Genomic DNA, 17,718 nt, shown 5'->3' with positions numbered 1-17,718 from the left:
GCTCTGGGGCTCAGCTCTGGTAGGGCTTGGCGTCGAGGATCTTGACCTCGACCGTCTTGCCCGTCGGGGCGACGTAGCTCGTCGTGTCGCCGACGCTCTTGCCGTTGACGGCGGCGCCCATCGGTGACTTCTCGGAGAAGACCTGCAGGTCGCCGTCCGCGATCTCGCGGTTGCCGAGCACGAAGGTCTCCTCGTCGCCGAAGACCTCGACCGTGACGACCATGCCGGGCTCGACGATGCCGTCGTCGGGGGGCGTCTCACCGATGACGGCGTTGTGGAGCAGCTCCTCGAGCTGGCGGATGCGGGCCTCCATCTTGCCCTGCTCCTCGCGGGCGGCGTGGTAGCCGCCGTTCTCCTTGAGGTCGCCCTCCTCCCGGGCCTCCTCGATCTTGCGGGCGATCTCGATGCGACCTTCCCCTGTCAGCTGGTCGAGCTCAGCCTTGAGGCGGTCATAGGCCTCCTTCGTGAGGAAGCCAGCGGCAGTCTCGGTCACGGTCAACTCCTTGAAGTACCAACGCCCACGCGGTGCTCGCGTGGGCGCACAAAGTTCGTTCGGCTCACCGAACAAGGGGCCGGACCGCACTGCACCGGCGTGTGGGGTGAGCGGTCGCGACCCGTGGTGAATGACCAAGGATAGCAAAATGGGCCAGAAGAGCGCACTTCCTTGTGGCTGCGGCGGTCGCGCTGACGACGACAGGGGGTGATCGGAGCGCGATCGGCCGGCACTCAGGCGGCGCTCAGGGGACTCTCAGGGGACTCTCAGGGGTGGCTCAGGGGGCGAGCACGCAGGTCTTGACCTCGCCCGTCACGGCGCGGCTGGTCGTGCGCAGCGTCACGGTCTCGCGTGCGGTGTCGGCGCCGGAGAGCTCGATCGGGACGTCGGTCGAGCCCACCACGGCAAAGTCCCGCGAGAGGGCATGCACGGTGCACACGACGTCCCGTCCGTCGGGGCTGTACACCTCGAAGTCGATCCACACGCTCTCGCTGTCCACGACCTTGTAGCCCATCGTCTGCCACGTGGGCAGTCCCACCGTCGCGGAGAGCCCGAACCAGATCGCGAGGGCCACCCCGAGACCGACCCCGATCGTGCCGACGACCCACCACTTGAGGGTTCCGGGGGCGGGGCGGGGGAGTGGCATGTGGGGTCCTGGCGTGATGAGAGGATGGCGGTCGGTGACTCCGACCCCGCCGGGCGATCGGTGCGACGGCCGGAGGCGCGACGAGGACGAGACCGTCCGAGCGAGACGGTCAGAACGATACGACGAGCCAGATCCACGACGAACAGGGAGCCAGGGAAGACGGTGTCCGAAGGTCTGCGACTGATGGCGGTGCACGCGCACCCGGATGACGAGTCGAGCAAGGGTGCCGCGACGACGGCGAAGTACGTCGCCGCAGGTGCCGCGGTGATGGTCGTGTCATGCACAGGCGGCGAGCGCGGCGACATCCTCAACGAGAAGCTGAAGAACGATCCGCAGATCCTGCGTGACATCGCGCAGGTGAGGCGAGACGAGATGAAGGCGGCGCAGGAGGTGCTCGGGTGCGAGCACACGTGGCTCGGCTTCGTCGACTCGGGACTGCCCGAGGGTGACCCGCTGCCGCCGTTGCCCGACGGCTGCTTCGCGCTCGAGGACCTCGACGTGACGACGGAGGCGCTGGTCCGGGTCATCCGCGAGTGGCGGCCGCACGTGATGACGACGTACGACGAGAAGGGTGGCTACCCGCATCCGGACCACATCATGAGCCACCGGGTGGCGATGGCTGCCTTCGAGGCGGCCGGTGACCCGGAGCGCTACCCGCACGCCGGGGACCCGTGGCAGCCGTTGAAGATCTACTACAACGGTGGCTGGTCGAAGGAGCGCCTCACCGCCATCCACGAGGCCGTGGTCGCCGAGGGCCTCGAGAGCCCGTACGCCGAGTGGCTGACCGAGTGGAAGCCGCGGCGCATGGGCGGCACGGTCACGACACGCATCCAGTGCGGTGACTACTTCGAGGCGCGCGACCGGGCCCTGCTGGCCCACGCCACGCAGGTGGACCCCGACGGCTTCTGGTTCCAGGTGCCGCGAGAGATCCAGCAGCGCGTGTGGCCGGTGGAGGAGTTCGAGCTCGCGGTGTCCCACGTGCCGGTCGAGCTGCCGGAGGACGACCTCTTCGCCGGCCTCGGCTCGGCCGGGGAGGCGGACGCCCTGGCGAAGGGCGGCGGGCTCGAGATCCTCTACGACGGTCGGCTCGCGCCGGACGACCAGGAGAAGGTCGACCCCGCCGAGCGCGTCGAGCACCCCAATGAGCCGGCCGAAGGAAATGAGGACTGATGGGTGGCAGCGGAAACTTGCCGATCGGGCCGGGTGTGTGGGGCTTCATCGCCCTGTTCGTCCTCGCGGTCGCCCTCTGGCTGCTCGTGCGCAACATGAACTCCCGGCTGCGCCGCATGGCCTACCGGGAGCACGAGCGACGGGAGGCCGAGCGCGCGGCTGAGGGGGAGCAGGACGACACCGACAGCGGCCCGAAGCCCACCGAGCAGGGCTGAGAAGACCGGGCCGTATGCCGCTGGGCTCGCTCCGCGGCCCTCCGGCCACCCGGTTCCCGGCTGGGTGAGATCACGAGATGGCGGGTGTGGCGACGATGGCCAGGGTGACCGCGGCGAAGTGGGCCGTGAACCCCCCGAGCGTGAAGGCGTGGAACACCTCGTGGAAGCCGAACCACCGCGGTGACGGGTTGGGGCGTTGGGCGCCGTAGACGATCCCGCCGGCCGTGTAGAGCAGGCCACCGAGGGCGATGAGCGAGCCGACGAGGGGCCCGCCGGAGCGCCAGAACGGCACGACGTAGAAGACCGCAGCCCACCCGAGCGCGATGTAGAGGGCGGTGTAGAGCCAGCGGGGCGCGTTCGTCCAGGCGATCCGGAAGACCACTCCCGCGATCGCGGCGCCCCAGATGACGGTCAGGAGAATGCGGGCCTGCTCGCCGGGAAGCAGGGTCACCGCGAACGGCGTGTAGGTGCCGGCGATGATGAGGTAGATGTTGGAGTGGTCGAACCGCTTGAGCACCCCCGACATCCGTGGCCCCCACGTGCCGCGGTGGTAGATCGCGGACACCCCGAAGAGGAGCGTGGCGCTCGCGGTGAAGACGGCAGCCGCGGTCCGCACGGCCCCCGGGTCGGAGATGAGGACGAGCACGATCCCGCCGACGAGGGCGACGGGGAACATGGCCAGGTGCAGCCAACCGCGCAGTCGCGGCTTGACGGCGGCAACGAGGTCGGCCATGGCTCCTGCAGCGCGGTCTGGGTGCTCGGCCATGCGCGGAGTCTACCTACGCCACCGTAAGTTGGGCAGGTGCAACTCGGTGGTCAGCACAGCGGCATACCTCGTCTTGGGCCGTTGGGCCCCGGAGTACCGTTGGACGCGGCCCGTGTCCGGGCCCGACCGCGACGGACGAAGCGAGGGAGACCCAGTGGGGTGGCGGGATCTGGTCTACGGCGCCTACGAGCGTCGCGTCCTCAAGGATCTGCCACGTGAGTCCCTTCCGCGGCACGTCGCGGTCATGCTCGACGGCAACCGCCGCTGGGCGCGCGCCCGCGGGGCCGGCACCGCCCACGGCCACCAGGCCGGCGCCGACAAGATCGAGGAGCTGCTCGAGTGGTGCGAGGAGGCGGGGGTCGAGTACGTCACCCTGTGGCTCCTGTCGACCGACAACCTGCGGCGCGCGGAGGACGAGCTCGGGCCGCTCCTGAAGATCATCTCGAACGCCGTCGCCGAGCTCGCCGCGTCGGGCCGCTGGCGCCTGCGCATCGCCGGGGCGGTCGACCTGCTGCCGCGCGAGACCTCCGAGAGCCTCCAGCGCTCTGCGGCGGCCACTGCGGGCGTCTCGGGGATGACGGTCAACGTCGCCGTCGCATACGGCGGCCGGCGGGAGATCGCCGACGCCGTGCGGGACATGCTGCTCGAGCACGCCGCCAAGGGCGAGACACTCGAGCAGATCGCTGCCCGGCTCACCGTCGAGGACATTGCCGGGCACCTCTACACCAAGGGTCAGCCTGATCCCGACCTCGTCATCCGCACGTCCGGGGAGCAGCGGCTCGGCGGCTTCCTCCTGTGGCAGAGCGCGACATCGGAGTTCTACTTCTGTGAGGCCTACTGGCCCGACTTCCGCCACGTCGACTTCCTCCGGGCCCTGCGCGCCTATGCAGGTCGGCACCGACGGCACGGCACCTGACCGGGTGACCTCACCAACGCGGCCGGCGCCCCGGGCCGTCCGGTTCGTGGGGAGTTCTCCCCATTGCTGGCGATGTGGGCCTCGCCCTACGGTGACCGGGACGTGCACGGACCACAGGTCGGGGGTTGAGCGAATGGCCATCTATCGCAAGGGCTCGGATCCGGTTGCCCTGCGGGCGTCTGCCGAGCGGATCGCCGCGCATGCCCGCGAGTGCGAGGCGCTGCGGACGGAGGCGGGGCGCGCGGTCCACTCGCTCAAGGGGCACTGGGGAGGGGGTGACCTCGACCACCTGATGAGCCGCTGGCCGCCCCTCGAGGCCCAGCTCGGCCAGTTCACCGCCGACCTGGGCACGCTCGTCGAGGCCCTGCGCCGCAACGCCGGCCAGCAGGACATGGCGAGCGGTCCGGGTGGCGGACTGCCCGGGGGTGGGCCGGGTTGGCCCAGTGGGCCCAGTGGGCCAGGTGGTCCCGGTGGGTCGGGAGGTGCTGGGGGCTCGGGCGGCGGGGTCGACATCCTCGGTGGTCTCGGCAAGGCCATGCCCATCATCGGCCTGCCGACCTTGTTCGGGCAGACGGCCGGCGTGCTGTCGACGTTCAGCAAGGCGGACGGCTGGTTCGGCAGCGGCCGCTACCTCAGCACCATCACGCAGATGGCGCGCGTGGGAGACCCCATGCTCGACCTCTTCCCCACCGCCTCGCGCTTCGGTGCCGGTGCCAACCTCTTCGCCGACATGTGGGACATGAAGGGCCTCTCCGGCCTCTTCGCCGAGGGCAGCACGGCCTCCCGAGTGGTCGGCAAGTTCGGGGTCCTCGGCCCCATCGGCATCGGGGTCAGCGCGGCCAGCTTCGCCAACTCCGTGGTCCAGGGCGATGTCGGCGGCATGGTGGAGAACGGCCTCGGCACCGCGCTCGCGGCCGGTGCCGTCTTCGCGCCGCCTCCGGCGAACGTCGTCTGCGGCGTGGCCGGCCTGGGCCTCGCCGCCTACCAGAACATCCCGGCCGTCCACGACGCCGTCAACGCCGTCGGCGAGGGCATCGTCGACGTCGGCGAGGGCATCGCCGACGCGGCCGGCGACGCCTGGGACACCGTGTCCGGCTGGTTCTGATCGGCAGCCCGCCCCCAACCAACGACTGAAGGAGACGCACGATGGCCACCGACCCCCTGGCCGGCACCGACCTCGCCCGGATCCCGCTGCCCGACGACGTCTACGGCTTCGGTTGGGCGGAGCTGCGCTACCTCCTCGGACGCCACCGGACGCCGAGCGCCCAGACGTCCGTGGCGGCGCTCGGCTTCGGAGCGGCCCCCACCGACGACATCGTCCCCTCCGCGGGAATCGCCTCGCTCATGGCGCGCGGCCTCGTCGCCCCGGAGGGCGACCACGGCGTGAGCCGCGGAGAGGCGGCCGTGCTGGAGACGGTCTTCGCCCGAGGACAGCGCTGGAGCGGCCTCAGCTTCCGGACCGATGCATCGGAGGGTGACCTGCTCGTCGCGATCGAGGACGGCGACATCATCGCCCTGCTGCAGCCGCGGAGCTACGGGACGTGGTTCGCGGCCCTGAACAACGAGGTCGACGCCCCCGCTGCGGCGATCGCGCGCGCCGTCGAGGCGATGCTCGACGCGCGGGGGAGCGGGCGCTTCGCGATCGAGACGCGCACCCTCGACGGGGTGGTCGGCGCGCGCTTCTTCCGACCGGACGATGGCGGATGGCTCGTCTCCGACACCGCGGACGGGGAGCAGCGCCGGATCGACCGGTCAGGGCTGGTCGGCGAGCTCGCCGCGCTGCTGCCCGGCCGTCCCGGCGCATGAGCGTGCCGGAAGACGCAACGACCGGTCGGGGCGATCCGCCGCCCTACGCCTGGCTGGACGATCCGGCGCAGCCCTTCGGCCCCGTCAGCATCGGGACGACGGTCGTCATCGGGCTCGGCCTCGTCGGCGTCGGCCTCTTCGCCGTGGGTCTCGGCCTCCTGGGCGCTCCTGACGTCAGGGCGGCACGGGTCGGCTCCGGACTGCCACTCTCGGTCATCGGGACGGTCATCGTCCGCATGGGCGTGGCTCGCCGTGCCTGGCGGCGCCGCAATCCGGGGGTGGATCCGCTGGCCGCCGCCCACGAGGCGGGGGCCAACGTCGGCTCCGCCTTCGGCAACGACTCCTGGTCGGCGCGCCTCGGACGCTGGGTGCTCGTCCTCCTCTCGGCCCTCGTCGCCGTCGCGTCCACGGTCGCGCTCCGCAACGAGCTCGCCGGCCCTGGCACGTCGATCCTCCAGCTCGTCATCATCGCGGCCCTGGGCCTGCTCGCGGTGTGGACCGGCTGGAAGGCGCTGTCGCGTTCCCGGTCGGTCCGCCGCCGCCTGTAGGAGCAGCAGGCCGTATGCCGCTGGGCCCGCTGCGCGCCAGCGGTGACCTCGCAGCCCGGCCGGGCGGGCGAAGCCGGTGTGAACTTCACGCGACACGAGGGATATCTGCGCTGCGAAACGGGCCGCGGCGACGTACCGTCGAGGCAGCGGAGACACCCGTCCCCGCCCCAGGAGGCCCACGCATGGAGCACACGCTTCGGACGGAGGGCCGGGAGCGGCCCCACCGTTGGAGGGCCCCCCGGAACCTCGCGAGCGAGTAGGCGCGCCGAGCGCGCCGGCAAGGAGTGGGCATGGCCTCGAAGAGCCAGGTGGACAACCAGGTTCCCAACGACACCACGACCTCGTCCGACGCAGTGCCCAGCCGGCGGCGCGCCACCCGCAAGCGGACTCCGGACCGCAAGACCTACGTCCTCGACACGTCGGTCCTGCTCTCGGACCCCAAGGCGATGCTCCGGTTCGCCGAGCACGAGGTGGTCCTTCCCGTCGTTGTCGTCACCGAGCTGGAGGGCAAGCGACACCACCCGGAGCTCGGCTTCTTCGCCCGGCAGGCGTTGCGCCTGCTCGACGACCTGCGGATCAGCGAGGGACGCCTCGACCGGCCGGTCCCTGTCGGCGACGACGGCGGGACCCTTCGCGTCGAGCTGAACCACACCGACCCCCTCGCGCTGCCGGCCGGCTTCCGGCTCGGTGACAACGACACCCGGATCCTCGCCGTCGCCAAGAACCTGTCCAACGACGGCTGCGAGGTGACGGTCGTCAGCAAGGACCTGCCGATGCGGGTCAAGGCTTCGGCGTGTGGACTCGACGCGGAGGAGTATCGGCACGAGCAGGGCGTCGACTCCGGGTGGACCGGTCTGGACGAGCTCGAGATCACCGCTGACGAGCTGGACCAGCTCTACGACCGCGGCCGGATCGAGCATGCGCAGGCGGCCGAGCTCCCGTGCCACACCGGCCTGGTCCTGCTCTCGCCCCGCGGGAGCGGCCTCGGCCGGGTGGGAGCCGACAAGCAGATCCGGCTCGTGCGTGGCGACCGCGACGCCTTCGGCCTGCACGGACGGAGCGCCGAGCAGCGCATCGCGCTCGACCTGCTCCTCGACCCGGATGTCGGCATCGTGTCGCTCGGCGGCCGCGCCGGCACGGGCAAGTCCGCGCTCGCCCTGTGCGCCGGCCTCGAGTCGGTCATGGAGCGTCGCGCCCAGCGCAAGGTCCTCGTCTTCCGGCCGCTCTTCGCGGTCGGCGGCCAGGAGCTCGGCTACCTGCCCGGCACGGAGCAGGAGAAGATGAACCCGTGGGGCCAGGCGGTCTTCGACACCTTGAGCGCCCTCGTGTCGTCCGAGGTGGTCGACGAGGTGATGGACCGAGGCCTGCTCGAGGTGCTGCCGCTGACGCACATCCGTGGGCGGAGTCTCCACGACGCGTTCGTCATCGTCGACGAGGCCCAGTCGCTCGAGCGGAACGTCCTGCTCACCGTCCTCTCGCGGATCGGGCAGAACTCCAAGGTCGTCCTCACCCATGACGTCGCCCAGCGCGACAACCTCCGAGTGGGACGACACGACGGCGTGGCGGCAGTCATCGAGCGGCTCAAGGGACACCCGCTCTTCGCCCACGTCACGCTGACCCGGAGCGAGCGCAGCCCCATCGCAGCGCTCGTCACCGACCTCCTCGAGGGGCCGGACGCCTGACGCCGCCCGCGCGGTCACCCTCTCGCGTCCTTCCGTCCCCCGGATCTCGGGCTTGCCGAGACGGCCCCGGGCTGGCACGCTCAGGGACGAAAAGCGCAGATTGGTAACGTTCCTCTCAGTCCCTCCACAGGTTCTGCCGTGTCCCAAGGGGGACCCGCTCGCGGGTGGCACGGATGGACCTGCCTCAACGTCACGTCACCAGGAAGGCACCCCTCCCCTCCATGGCACGGTACGAAGGTCGCCATCGCGCCAAGCCAACGAGATCGACCCCACCGCTCCCCTCCGCGTCCTCCCGACGCCCGGCTGAGCCCGGCCGCCACAGCGCACCGCTCACGGCCGCCTCGCTCCACGGGGGCGCGCCGCCCACGGCCGCCTCGCTCTACGAGCAGGTGTCCCAGCACGCACGCCGCCCCGGCGCTGCGCCCACCGCCGTGCCGTCCACTCCGCAGCTCACCCGGCGTGCCCTCAAGGAGCGCGCCAATCCTCCGCGGCGGACGGCCCGCCCGGTGGTCGTCGGCACCCTCGCCGTCGGTCTCGGGGCCAGCGCGATCGGCTTCGCCACGACCGACCTCGGCCAGGCCGAGACCGCCTTCGTCGTCGGTGACAACGTCGTCGCCCAGACGGCAGAGCTGTCCCGCACGACCATGGTGGACCGGACCTACCGCGCGGCTGCGTCCGTCTCCCGCAACGAGAGGCGAACCGCCATCGTCGCCACCGGCCTGCGATCCGCGGCCGCGCTCGAGAAGAAGAAGAAGGAGGAAGCGGCCAAGCGCGCCGAAGCCAGGCGTCGGGCCGAGGAGGCGGCAGAGCGCGAGCGGATCCGCGAGCAGGCCATTGCCAACGCCAAGCAGGACCCGCAGTCCGCCGCCCGCGTCCTCATGGCCGACCATGGCTGGACGAGCGACGCCCAGTTCAACTGCCTCGTCGCGCTGTGGAACGGCGAGAGCGGCTGGCGGTGGTGGGCGGAGAACCCCAGCTCCGGTGCCTACGGCATCCCGCAGTCCCTGCCCGCGAGCAAGATGGCGACCTTCGGCTCGGACTACCGGACCAACCCGATCACCCAGATCAGGTGGGGGCTCTGGTACATCGGCCAGGTCTATGGTTCGCCGTGCAACGCCTACTCGACCTGGCAGGCCCGGTCCCCCCACTGGTACTGACCCGATGATGCGGCCGCCAGGCCGCATCATCGGGTCGCTGGCACGAGCCGGAGGCAGGGCGGACAGGGGAGCGAGCCCAGCGGCATACGGCAGAGAAGCCGGCGTGCGACCGGAAGGACACGGCGGGTCCTTTCGGGGGTGCACGGGGCGCAGGCCGGCCACGGCCGTGAGCCCCTGTGGGTTCAGATCTTGCGGAGGCGGACGCGACGCACCTCGTGGTTCTCACCCTTGGCCAGGACCAGCGTCGCGCGGGACCGGGTCGGCAGGATGTTCTGCACGAGGTTGGGGCCGTTGATCTCCCGCCAGATGTGGTTGGCCGTCGCCACGGCCTCGGCGTCGGAGAGCGCCGCGTAGCGGTGGAAGTAGGAGTTCGGGTCGGAGAAGGCGGTCTCGCGCAGTCGGAGGAAGCGCTCGACATACCACTTCCGGACGTCGTCGACCCACGCGTCGACGTAGACGGAGAAGTCGAAGAAGTCGCTGACTGCGAGCCCCGTGCCGCGGACCGGATGGACCTCAGGTGCCTGCAGGACGTTGAGCCCCTCGACGATGAGGACGTCAGGTTGGCGCACGACGATGCGCTCGCCCGGGACGATGTCATAGGTCAGGTGCGAGTAGACCGGCGCCGTGACCTCGGTCCGTCCCGACTTCACCTCGGCGACGAAGCGGAGCAGCGCCCTGCGGTCGTACGACTCCGGGAAGCCCTTGCGCTGGAGCAGGCCGCGCCGCTCGAGCTCGGCGTTGGGGAAGAGGAACCCGTCGGTCGTGACCAGCTCGACGCGGGGGGTGTCGGGCCAGCGGGCCAGCATCTCCCGCAGGATGCGGGCCGTCGTCGACTTGCCGACCGCGACCGAGCCGGCCACCCCGATGACGAACGGGGTCCTCGCCGGCCGCTCGCCGAGGAAGTTGGTCGTCACCTCGTGCAGCTCGCGGGTCGCCCCCACATAGAAGTTGAGCAGCCGCGACAGGGGCAGGTAGACCTCCTCGACCTCCCTGAGGTCGACACGGTCGCCGAGGCCCTGGAGGCGGGCGAGGTCGTTCTCGTCGAGGTTGAGCGGATGGTTCTCACGGAGCCGGGACCAGGCCGCGCGGTCGAGCTCGACGTAGGGCGACGGGAGCGTCGTCGGGACACGCCCGTCGGGACCGTCGTCCTCGATGACGGCGGCGTCGGTCCTGTCGTCCCCGTGGGATGGCTGCGACACGGTGCCATTCTTGCCGACGTGCGCCATCCGCGTGGACTTGGGCCGCTTCATGGTCCCTTAGGCTGTCCCGCATGTGCGGCATCGTTGGCTACGTCGGTAGGACGCAGGACGGCACGGCGCTCGACGTCGTCATGGAGGGGCTGGCTCGGCTCGAGTACCGGGGCTACGACTCCGCAGGGGTCGCCCTCGTCGACGGTGACCATGTCGAGACCCGCAAGAAGTCGGGCAAGCTGGCCAACCTCCGCGGCGAGATCGAGGCCCACCCGCTGCCCCCGTCGACGACCGGCATCGGCCACACCCGCTGGGCGACGCACGGAGGCCCGACCGACGACAACGCCCACCCGCACCGGGGAGGCGCGGACGGCAAGCTCGCCCTGATCCACAACGGGATCATCGAGAACTTCCACTCGCTGAGGAAGGCCCTCCTCGAGGACGGCGTGTCCTTCGCCAGCGAGACCGACACCGAGGTCGTCGCCCACCTGCTCGCACGCGCCTACGACGAGCAGGGCGACCTGACCGAGGCGATGCGGACCGTGGTGGCCCAGCTCGAGGGCGCCTTCACCCTGCTGGCCATCCACGCCGACCAGCCGGGCGTGGTCGTCGGCGCCCGCCGCAACAGTCCGCTCGTCGTCGGTCTGGGGGACGGCGCCAACTACCTCGGTTCCGACGTGGCCGCCTTCATCGGCCACACCCGTCACGCCCTCGAGCTCGCGCAGGACCAGATCGTCACGATCACGCCCGACGGAGCGACCGTGATCGGTTTCGACGGCACACCCGCCGACGGCAAGGCCTACGAGGTGACCTGGGATGCCGCGGCCGCCGAGAAGGGCGGCTACGCGACCTTCATGGAGAAGGAGATCAACGAGCAGCCCCACGCCGTCCGCGACACCCTGCTCGGACGCACCGACCCCGAGGGGCGGCTCATCCTCGACGAGCTGCGGATCTCCGAGGAGCAGCTCAAGGCCGTCGACCGGATCACCATCGTCGCCTGCGGCACCGCCGCCTACGCAGGCATGACGGCCAAGTACGCCATCGAGCACTGGACGCGCATCCCCGTCGAGGTCGCCCTGGCCCACGAGTTCCGCTACTGCGACCCGATCGTCGACGAGCGCACCCTGGTCGTGTCGATCAGCCAGTCGGGCGAGACGATGGACACCCTCATGGCGGTCAAGCACGCGCGCGACCTCGGCGCGCTGACGATCTCGATCTGCAACACGCACGGCTCGACCATCCCGCGGGAGTCCGACGCCGTTCTCTACACCCATGCGGGGCCGGAGATCGCGGTGGCGTCGACGAAGGCGTTCCTCGCCCAGATCACGGCCTCCTACATCCTCGGTCTCTACCTGGCCCAGCTGCGGGGCGGCACCTATGCCGACGACGCCAAGTCGATCATGAAGGAGCTCGCCGAGGTTCCGGAGAAGATCGAGAAGGTCCTCGGCAGGATGGACCGCGTCAAGGAGATCGCGGGCTTCATGGCCGACACGCGCGCCGTCCTCTTCCTCGGTCGCCACGTCGGTTACCCGGTCGCGCTGGAGGGGGCACTCAAGCTCAAGGAGCTGGCCTACATCCACGCCGAGGGATTCGCCGCGGGCGAGCTCAAGCACGGGCCGATCGCGCTCATCGAGCCGGGCCAGCCCGTCTTCGTCGTCGTCCCGTCGCCGACGAGCGAGCACGGCCTGCACGGCAAGGTCGTCTCCAACATCCAGGAGATCCGCGCCCGTGGCGCCCGCACTCTCGTCATCGCCGAGGAGGGAGACGAGGCCGTGGTGCCGTTCGCCGACGAGGTGATCCGCGTGCCCGCGACCTCGCCGCTGCTCGCGCCGCTGCTCACCGTCGTGCCGCTCCAGGTGTTCGCGCTGTGGCTCTCGACGGCCAAGGGGCTCGACGTGGACCAGCCGCGCAACCTCGCCAAGTCCGTCACGGTCGAGTGACGACGGCGATGCCCGGAGGGGGAAGGGTCTGACGTGATCATCGGGGTCGGCATCGACGTCGTCGACGTCGCGCGCTTCGAGGAGACCCTCGAGCGCACGCCGTCGCTCCTCGAGCGGCTCTTCACCCCGGAGGAGCGCGTTGTCGGGATCGCCTCTCTCGCCGCCCGATTCGCTGCGAAGGAGGCCCTGGCGAAGGCCCTCGGGGCTCCGGTCGGTCTGCACTGGACCGATGCGAGGGTCGTCACGAGCGAGGACGGCAGGCCCCATCTGGAGATCGGCGGGTCGGTCCAGTCCCGCGCCAACGACCTCGGCGTGGACCGCTTCCACGTCTCCCTGTCCCACGACGCGGGTATCGCGTCGGCAGTCGTCATCGCGGAGGGTTGATGATCCGGGCACTGTCCGTCGCAGACGTGCGCTCCGCCGAGGCGAACGCCATGGCGGAGCTCCCCGAGGGTGAGCTGATGAGCCGCGCGGCCGAGGGACTCGCGGAGATCGCCGCGGCCCGGCTCGCCGAGCGGGATGGACGCACGGTCGTCGCGCTCATCGGTGCCGGGGACAACGGGGGAGATGCGCTGTATGCCGCTGGGCTCCTCTGCGAGGCAGGGTTCGCCTGCGCTGTGGTGCTGCTGCCGGAGTCAGGCCGGGCAGGGGTGCACGGTCCCGGTCTCGAGGCGGCGGAGCTGGCCGGGGCCACCGTGGTCGTCGCCGCGGCAGATCCGGCGGCGGCAGCCCAGGTCGTCGCTGAGGGTGATCTCGTCCTCGACGGGATCGTCGGCATCGGCGGGCGCCCGGGTCTGCGGCCTGCCGCGGCCGCGCTCGTCGACGCGATCGCCGACGATGCCTGGGTCATGGCCGTCGACGTCGCGAGCGGCCTGGACCCCGATGGCGTCGAGGTCGACGATGATGCGGTGTGGGCCGACGAGACAGTGACCTTCGGCGTCCCGAAGCCGGCTCATCTCCTCCCCGCAGGCGAGTCGGCCACCGGGCGGCTCACGGTGGTCGACATCGGCCTGGCGGTCGACGACGTGCCGGCGGCCGTCGAGCGCTTGACCTACGACGACGTCGCGGCGCTGTGGCCGGTGCCGGGACCCGGTGACGACAAGTACTCCAGGGGCGTGCTCGGCGTCGTCGCCGGGGGCGAGACCTATACGGGTGCAGCCGTGCTCGCCGTGACGGCCGCGGTCGAGTGCGGGGTGGGGATGGTCCGCTACGTCGGCACCTCCACGCCCACCGGCCTGGTTCGGGCGGCAGTGCCCGAGGCGGTCATCGGCGCGGGGCAGGTCCAGGCCTGGCTCATCGGTCCCGGGCTCGACCCGGCCGCGGCCGGTGGGGGCGCGGAAGCGCAGCTCACTCTCGCGCGCGAGGCGCTCGCCAGTGACCTGCCGGCGGTCGTCGATGCCGGCGGGCTCGACCTGGTCGCCGCCCGGCGGACAGGTCCGACCCTGCTCACCCCCCACGCCGGTGAGCTCGCCCGCCTCCTGACACGCCTGGCCGTCGCTCGGGAACCCGCTGCCGGTCCCGTCACACGCGAGCAGGTCGAGCGGGAGCCGGTGCGCCACGCGCGGCTCGCGGCGGAGCTGACCGGGGCGACGGTCCTGCTCAAGGGCTCCACGACGCTCGTCGTCGGTCCCGAGGCGGGTGCTCCCGTTCGGACCCAGGCGGATGCCCCCGCCTGGCTGGCCACCGCCGGCTCCGGCGACGTGCTCGCGGGAGTCGCGGGGTCGCTCCTCGCGGCCGGGCTCGACGCGCTCGACGCCGGGTCCCTCGCCGCCCTCGTGCACGGCGTGGCCGCGGATCGGGCCTCCGGCGGTGGGCCGCTCCGGGCCCGGGTCGTGGCCGAGGCGCTCCGCCCGACGATCCGGGACCTGCTCCGCCGAGCCTGACCCGAATCGCCTGGGATCGCCACCGGTGCGACCGCAGCACCCTGGCCATGCGAGGATGCGCACGATGAACGCGACTGACCCGACCGCCGGACTTCCCGTCTGGGCCGAGATCGATCTGGACGCCCTCGAGCACAACGTCCGGACCCTGCGTGCTCGCGCCCCCCAGTCCGACTTCATGGCGGTCGTCAAGGCCGACGCCTACGGCCACGGTCTGCTGCCCGTCGCCCGGGCGGCCGCCCGCGCCGGCGCGGGCTGGCTCGGCGTCGCCCAGCTCGCCGAGGCCTTTGCCCTCCGGGATGCCGGGATCACGACGCGGCTGCTGACGTGGCTCACCGTCCCCGGCAGTGACTTCGCAGGCGCCGTGCGGCGCGACATCGATCTGTCGGTCTCGGCCACATGGACCCTCTACGCCATCGCTGCTGCGGCCCGCGAGCACGGGAGCGCGGCCCGGGTGCACCTCAAGGTCGACACGGGTCTGGGTCGCGGCGGTGCGTCCGCCACCGACTGGGCCGCCCTCTTCGAGCACGCGCGCCTGCTCGAGGCAGAGGGTGCCATCACGGTCGTCGGGATCTGGACGCACTTCGCGCTGGCCGACGCCCCGGAGCACCCGACCGTGCTCGGCCAGCAGGAGCGGTTCTTCGAGGCCGTCGCCGTCGCCGAGCGGATCGGACTGCGCCCCGAGGTGCGGCACCTCGCGAACTCGGCTGCCACGCTCGTCCACCCCTCGGCACATGCTGACCTCGTCCGACCGGGCATCGCGATGTACGGTCTCTCGCCGGTCCCACAGATCGACGACGACTTCGACCTGCGACCGGTCATGACCCTCCGGGCCCGGCTCGCGCTCGTCAAGCCGGTTCCGGCCGGCCAGGGCATCAGCTACGGCCACGTCTATCGCCCCGAGGAGGACACCCTCGTCGGGCTCGTCCCGGCCGGCTACGCCGACGGCATCCCCCGCAATGCGACCAACGTGGGGCCGGTGCATGTCGGTGACCGCCGCACGACCATCGCGGGCCGGGTGTGCATGGACCAGTTCGTCGTCGACCTCGGCCCCGACAGCACGGCCGTTGCGGGTGACGTCGTGACCCTCTTCGGCGCAGCTCCCGACGAGCCGTCCGCCCAGGACTGGGCAGCCGCCACCGACACCATCAGCTACGAGATCGTGAGCCGGATCGGGGCCAGGGTCCCCCGGATCTGGCGTGGGGGGTCCGGCGCGGGGGCAGAAGCGTGAGCGCCGCCAGGCGCAACCCGATCCTCGGCGTCGTGCTGGGCGCCGCGGGCGTGGCAGCAGGCGTGGCAGCGGGTGTCGCGGCCGACCGCGCCGGCCGCCACCGGGCCGCGCTCGACGCCCTCGAGACCACCGAGCAGCTCGAGATCACTCCCGACGAGGAGCGCGTCGTCATCACGGAGGACGGCGTCGCCCTCCACGTCGAGATCGACGTGCCGAGGCCGGAGGCGGCCGCCGCTGCCGCCCAGGGCCTGACGAGCAGGGACGACCCGGACCGGCTGCCCACGGTGGTCTTCACCCACGGCTACTGCCTCAGCCTGCGCTCCTGGGTCTACCAGCGCCGCGCCCTCAAGGCGGCGGGCTACCGCGTCGTCAGCTGGGACCACCGGGGTCACGGCCAGTCCGGCCGCGGCGAGCCCGACTCCTATGTCATCGACCAGCTCGGCCAGGACCTCAGGGCCGTCATCGACGACGTGGCACCCGAGGGCCACCTCGTCCTCGCCGGCCACTCGATGGGCGGTATGACCATGCTCGCCCTCGGGGAGCGCTACCCGAACCTCATCCGTGAGCGCGTCTCCGGAGCGGCCTTCGTCAGCACCAGTGCCGGTGGCCTCACCCTCGCCAACGGTGGCCGCAGCGCGACGTTCGGGCGGCTGCTCCTCGAGCGAGTCGGGCCCTCAGTCCTCGGTCCGCTCAGTGATCGACCAGAGCTCGTCGGACGCCTGCGCCGGATCGGCAGGGACGTCGAGGAGTTCCTCGTGGAGCAGAACTCCTTCGCATCGCCGGTGCCGCGCAAGGTGGTCCGCCACACCGCGGACATGCTGCTCAGCACGCCGCTCGACGTCATCAACGACTACCTCGTCACCTTCGACGGCTTCGACAAACGGCCGGCGCTCGCGGAGTTCCAGGACACCGTCACGCTGGTGTTCAACGGTCGGGAGGACGTCCTCACGCCGCCGGCGCACAGCGAGCTCATCGTCGAGGGGATCCCCGGCGCAGAGCACATCGTCGTCAACGACGCCGGCCACATCATCATGCTCGAGCACGCGGATCTGCTCAGCGCACACCTCCTCGAGCTCATCGAGCGAGGCACCCGCGCCCGCGAGGAGCACATCCCCGTGTCCCGCGGCCCACGCGTCCGTCGGATCGTCACCGACGTCGCGAAGAACCGCCGTCAGGCGCGAATGGAGCGCGAGGCAGACGAGATCGTTCGCGCCGAGCGAGTTCGGGCGCTGGCGCGACTGAGTCGGGCCAAGGATGCTGCCCTCGCCCGGGAGCAGGCGCGCCGTGGGTCGTGAGGTGACCCTCGCGACGAGCGAGGACACGCGGGCGTTCGGCACGCGACTGGGCCGTCTCCTGCGCGCGGGGGACGTGGTCGTCCTCACCGGCGATCTCGGCGCGGGCAAGACGACGTTGACCCAAGGCATCGCCGAGGGGCTGGGGGTTCGTGGGCCGATCACGTCGCCGACCTTCGTCATCGCCCGGATCCACCCCTCCCTCGTCGGCGGCCCGGCCCTCGTCCACGTCGACGCCTACCGCCTGGGCAGCGCGATGGAGCTCGACGACCTCGACCTGGACGCCGACCTCGACGCGAGCGTGACCGTCATCGAGTGGGGGGCCGGCCTGTCCGAACAGCTCTCGACCGAGCGGCTCGGCATCACCCTCACGGGAGAGGGCGCCCGCACGGCCCGCCTGGACCCGGTGGGCGAGCGCTGGGAGCGCCTCGTCGACACGGTTCTCTCCGCCGCATCCGAGGCCTGACACGCCGTCACCAAGCCCTCACTCCGGCCAAGCACCGGTCCCCGACAGTCCGGGGCCCGCCCAGGCGGGAACCGGGGCTTTCGGCCCTTGTCGTCCCCCGCGCCGTCGGCGAGCCGACCGTCCCCGTGATCGCGCTGATCCTCGCCCTGCCCATCGCGGTCGTCGGGCAGCGAAACGCGAGGCGCGCCGGCCAGCTCCTCCTTGCCGTGGCGGCCGTCCCGCTCCTGCTCCTGCTCGTCCGGCTCGTCACGTCGGGTGGTGACGCCCCCGGCCCCCGCGACCTCATCGGCGGCTCCACCGGAGTCGTCGTCCTGCCTCTC

General features: G+C 71.6%; 19 protein-coding genes. 15 read left to right on the top strand and 4 right to left on the bottom strand.

The features are described from left to right. Nucleotides 1–10: 10 nt before the first annotated feature. Entirely contained in the window at nucleotides 11–493 is a 483-nt protein-coding gene (gene greA / locus LOY02_RS02820; RefSeq protein ID WP_317180809.1) for a transcription elongation factor GreA, read from the bottom strand. Nucleotides 494–770: 277 nt separating this feature from the next. Then, nucleotides 771–1,139 carry a DUF4307 domain-containing protein gene (locus LOY02_RS02815; protein ID WP_317180808.1) on the bottom strand — a complete coding sequence of 123 codons (369 nt, stop codon included), beginning with the start codon at nucleotides 1,137–1,139 and terminating at the stop codon, nucleotides 771–773. Between the two features lie 162 nt (nucleotides 1,140–1,301). On the opposite strand from LOY02_RS02815, the gene mca reads away from it, so the two are divergent. Both mca and LOY02_RS02805 read left to right on the top strand, forming a co-directional pair. Beyond that, nucleotides 1,302–2,309 (top strand): mycothiol conjugate amidase Mca, encoded by a 1,008-nt coding sequence (mca, locus tag LOY02_RS02810; RefSeq protein ID WP_410505906.1) that lies wholly within the window; start codon nucleotides 1,302–1,304, stop codon nucleotides 2,307–2,309. Next, nucleotides 2,309–2,524: a hypothetical protein gene (locus LOY02_RS02805; protein WP_317180806.1), complete on the top strand. Its 216-nt coding sequence runs from the start codon at nucleotides 2,309–2,311 to the stop codon at nucleotides 2,522–2,524. The genes mca and LOY02_RS02805 overlap by 1 nt, the downstream gene beginning before the upstream one ends. Before the next feature lie 70 nt (nucleotides 2,525–2,594). On the opposite strand, the gene trhA is transcribed toward LOY02_RS02805, so the two are convergent. Further along, nucleotides 2,595–3,290: a PAQR family membrane homeostasis protein TrhA gene (trhA, locus tag LOY02_RS02800; protein ID WP_317180805.1), complete on the bottom strand. Its 696-nt coding sequence runs from the start codon at nucleotides 3,288–3,290 to the stop codon at nucleotides 2,595–2,597. 154 nt (nucleotides 3,291–3,444) lie between these two features. Between trhA and LOY02_RS02795 the strand changes: the two genes are divergently transcribed. The 6 genes from LOY02_RS02795 to LOY02_RS02770 all read left to right on the top strand — a co-directional run bounded on the left by LOY02_RS02795 (nucleotide 3,445) and on the right by LOY02_RS02770 (nucleotide 9,399). Continuing rightward, a complete protein-coding gene (locus tag LOY02_RS02795; protein WP_317180804.1) occupies nucleotides 3,445–4,206 on the top strand; it encodes an isoprenyl transferase in 762 nt (253 codons plus the stop codon). Nucleotides 4,207–4,339: 133 nt separating this feature from the next. Continuing rightward, the gene (locus LOY02_RS02790; RefSeq protein ID WP_317180803.1) at nucleotides 4,340–5,311 is read left to right on the top strand and encodes a hypothetical protein; all 972 of its coding nucleotides are present in this window, start codon (nucleotides 4,340–4,342) and stop codon (nucleotides 5,309–5,311) included. 41 nt (nucleotides 5,312–5,352) lie between these two features. Then, nucleotides 5,353–6,012 carry a hypothetical protein gene (locus LOY02_RS02785; RefSeq protein WP_317180802.1) on the top strand — a complete coding sequence of 220 codons (660 nt, stop codon included), beginning with the start codon at nucleotides 5,353–5,355 and terminating at the stop codon, nucleotides 6,010–6,012. After that, nucleotides 6,009–6,560, top strand: coding sequence for a hypothetical protein (locus LOY02_RS02780; RefSeq protein ID WP_317180801.1), 552 nt, complete (start codon nucleotides 6,009–6,011; stop codon nucleotides 6,558–6,560). Before LOY02_RS02785 ends, LOY02_RS02780 begins: the two co-directional genes overlap by 4 nt. A 446-nt stretch (nucleotides 6,561–7,006) precedes the next feature. Then, entirely contained in the window at nucleotides 7,007–8,242 is a 1,236-nt protein-coding gene (locus LOY02_RS02775; RefSeq protein WP_410505907.1) for a PhoH family protein, read from the top strand. A gap of 221 nt (nucleotides 8,243–8,463) precedes the next feature. Further along, the gene (locus tag LOY02_RS02770) at nucleotides 8,464–9,399 is read left to right on the top strand and encodes a lytic transglycosylase domain-containing protein (protein ID WP_317180799.1); all 936 of its coding nucleotides are present in this window, start codon (nucleotides 8,464–8,466) and stop codon (nucleotides 9,397–9,399) included. Nucleotides 9,400–9,581: 182 nt separating this feature from the next. Here the strand turns inward: LOY02_RS02770 and coaA are convergent, their stop codons facing one another. Further along, nucleotides 9,582–10,649, bottom strand: a complete 1,068-nt coding sequence (gene coaA, locus LOY02_RS02765; RefSeq protein WP_317180798.1) for a type I pantothenate kinase — start codon at nucleotides 10,647–10,649, stop codon at nucleotides 9,582–9,584. A gap of 20 nt (nucleotides 10,650–10,669) precedes the next feature. Here coaA and glmS point away from each other — a divergent pair, with 20 nt between their 5' ends. From glmS to LOY02_RS02730, 7 genes are all read left to right on the top strand, one after another. Further along, a complete protein-coding gene (gene glmS, locus LOY02_RS02760) occupies nucleotides 10,670–12,529 on the top strand; it encodes a glutamine--fructose-6-phosphate transaminase (isomerizing) (protein WP_317180797.1) in 1,860 nt (619 codons plus the stop codon). A 33-nt stretch (nucleotides 12,530–12,562) separates the two neighbouring features. After that, nucleotides 12,563–12,913 carry a holo-ACP synthase gene (locus LOY02_RS02755; protein WP_317180796.1) on the top strand — a complete coding sequence of 117 codons (351 nt, stop codon included), beginning with the start codon at nucleotides 12,563–12,565 and terminating at the stop codon, nucleotides 12,911–12,913. Beyond that, entirely contained in the window at nucleotides 12,913–14,412 is a 1,500-nt protein-coding gene (locus LOY02_RS02750; RefSeq protein WP_317180795.1) for a bifunctional ADP-dependent NAD(P)H-hydrate dehydratase/NAD(P)H-hydrate epimerase, read from the top strand. Before LOY02_RS02755 ends, LOY02_RS02750 begins: the two co-directional genes overlap by 1 nt. A gap of 64 nt (nucleotides 14,413–14,476) precedes the next feature. Continuing rightward, entirely contained in the window at nucleotides 14,477–15,640 is a 1,164-nt protein-coding gene (gene alr / locus LOY02_RS02745) for an alanine racemase (RefSeq protein ID WP_317180794.1), read from the top strand. Further along, complete coding sequence (locus tag LOY02_RS02740) at nucleotides 15,637–16,935, top strand: alpha/beta fold hydrolase (protein WP_317180793.1); 1,299 nt, start codon at nucleotides 15,637–15,639, stop codon at nucleotides 16,933–16,935. Before alr ends, LOY02_RS02740 begins: the two co-directional genes overlap by 4 nt. Next, on the top strand, nucleotides 16,895–17,398 hold the full coding sequence (gene tsaE, locus LOY02_RS02735; RefSeq protein WP_317180792.1) for a tRNA (adenosine(37)-N6)-threonylcarbamoyltransferase complex ATPase subunit type 1 TsaE: 504 nt from the start codon (nucleotides 16,895–16,897) through the stop codon (nucleotides 17,396–17,398). The genes LOY02_RS02740 and tsaE overlap by 41 nt, the downstream gene beginning before the upstream one ends. Before the next feature lie 125 nt (nucleotides 17,399–17,523). Beyond that, nucleotides 17,524–17,718 (top strand): hypothetical protein (locus tag LOY02_RS02730; protein WP_317180791.1); only part of this gene is annotated, 195 nt, incomplete at its 3' end.

The organism is Intrasporangium sp., from assembly GCF_032907665.1.
Lineage (GTDB): Bacteria > Actinomycetota > Actinomycetes > Actinomycetales > Dermatophilaceae > Intrasporangium.
The sequence above is the reverse complement of the archived record's forward strand: the minus strand, read 5'-3'. Positions and strand labels throughout refer to the sequence as shown.

What these genes read in the sequence shown, in the direction of transcription:
- LOY02_RS02815 (WP_317180808.1), bottom strand. Translation starts at nt 1,139, where the DNA reads ATGCCACTCCCCCGCCCCGCCCCCGGAACCCTCAAGTGGTGGGTCGTC.
- LOY02_RS02805 (WP_317180806.1), top strand. Translation starts at nt 2,309, where the DNA reads ATGGGTGGCAGCGGAAACTTGCCGATCGGGCCGGGTGTGTGGGGCTTC.
- trhA (WP_317180805.1), bottom strand. Translation starts at nt 3,290, where the DNA reads ATGGCCGAGCACCCAGACCGCGCTGCAGGAGCCATGGCCGACCTCGTT.
- LOY02_RS02790 (WP_317180803.1), top strand. Translation starts at nt 4,340, where the DNA reads ATGGCCATCTATCGCAAGGGCTCGGATCCGGTTGCCCTGCGGGCGTCT.
- LOY02_RS02785 (WP_317180802.1), top strand. Translation starts at nt 5,353, where the DNA reads ATGGCCACCGACCCCCTGGCCGGCACCGACCTCGCCCGGATCCCGCTG.
- LOY02_RS02780 (WP_317180801.1), top strand. Translation starts at nt 6,009, where the DNA reads ATGAGCGTGCCGGAAGACGCAACGACCGGTCGGGGCGATCCGCCGCCC.
- LOY02_RS02775 (WP_410505907.1), top strand. Translation starts at nt 7,007, where the DNA reads ATGCTCCGGTTCGCCGAGCACGAGGTGGTCCTTCCCGTCGTTGTCGTC.
- LOY02_RS02770 (WP_317180799.1), top strand. Translation starts at nt 8,464, where the DNA reads ATGGCACGGTACGAAGGTCGCCATCGCGCCAAGCCAACGAGATCGACC.
- coaA (WP_317180798.1), bottom strand. Translation starts at nt 10,649, where the DNA reads ATGAAGCGGCCCAAGTCCACGCGGATGGCGCACGTCGGCAAGAATGGC.
- glmS (WP_317180797.1), top strand. Translation starts at nt 10,670, where the DNA reads ATGTGCGGCATCGTTGGCTACGTCGGTAGGACGCAGGACGGCACGGCG.
- LOY02_RS02750 (WP_317180795.1), top strand. Translation starts at nt 12,913, where the DNA reads ATGATCCGGGCACTGTCCGTCGCAGACGTGCGCTCCGCCGAGGCGAAC.
- alr (WP_317180794.1), top strand. Translation starts at nt 14,477, where the DNA reads ATGAACGCGACTGACCCGACCGCCGGACTTCCCGTCTGGGCCGAGATC.
- tsaE (WP_317180792.1), top strand. Translation starts at nt 16,895, where the DNA reads ATGCTGCCCTCGCCCGGGAGCAGGCGCGCCGTGGGTCGTGAGGTGACC.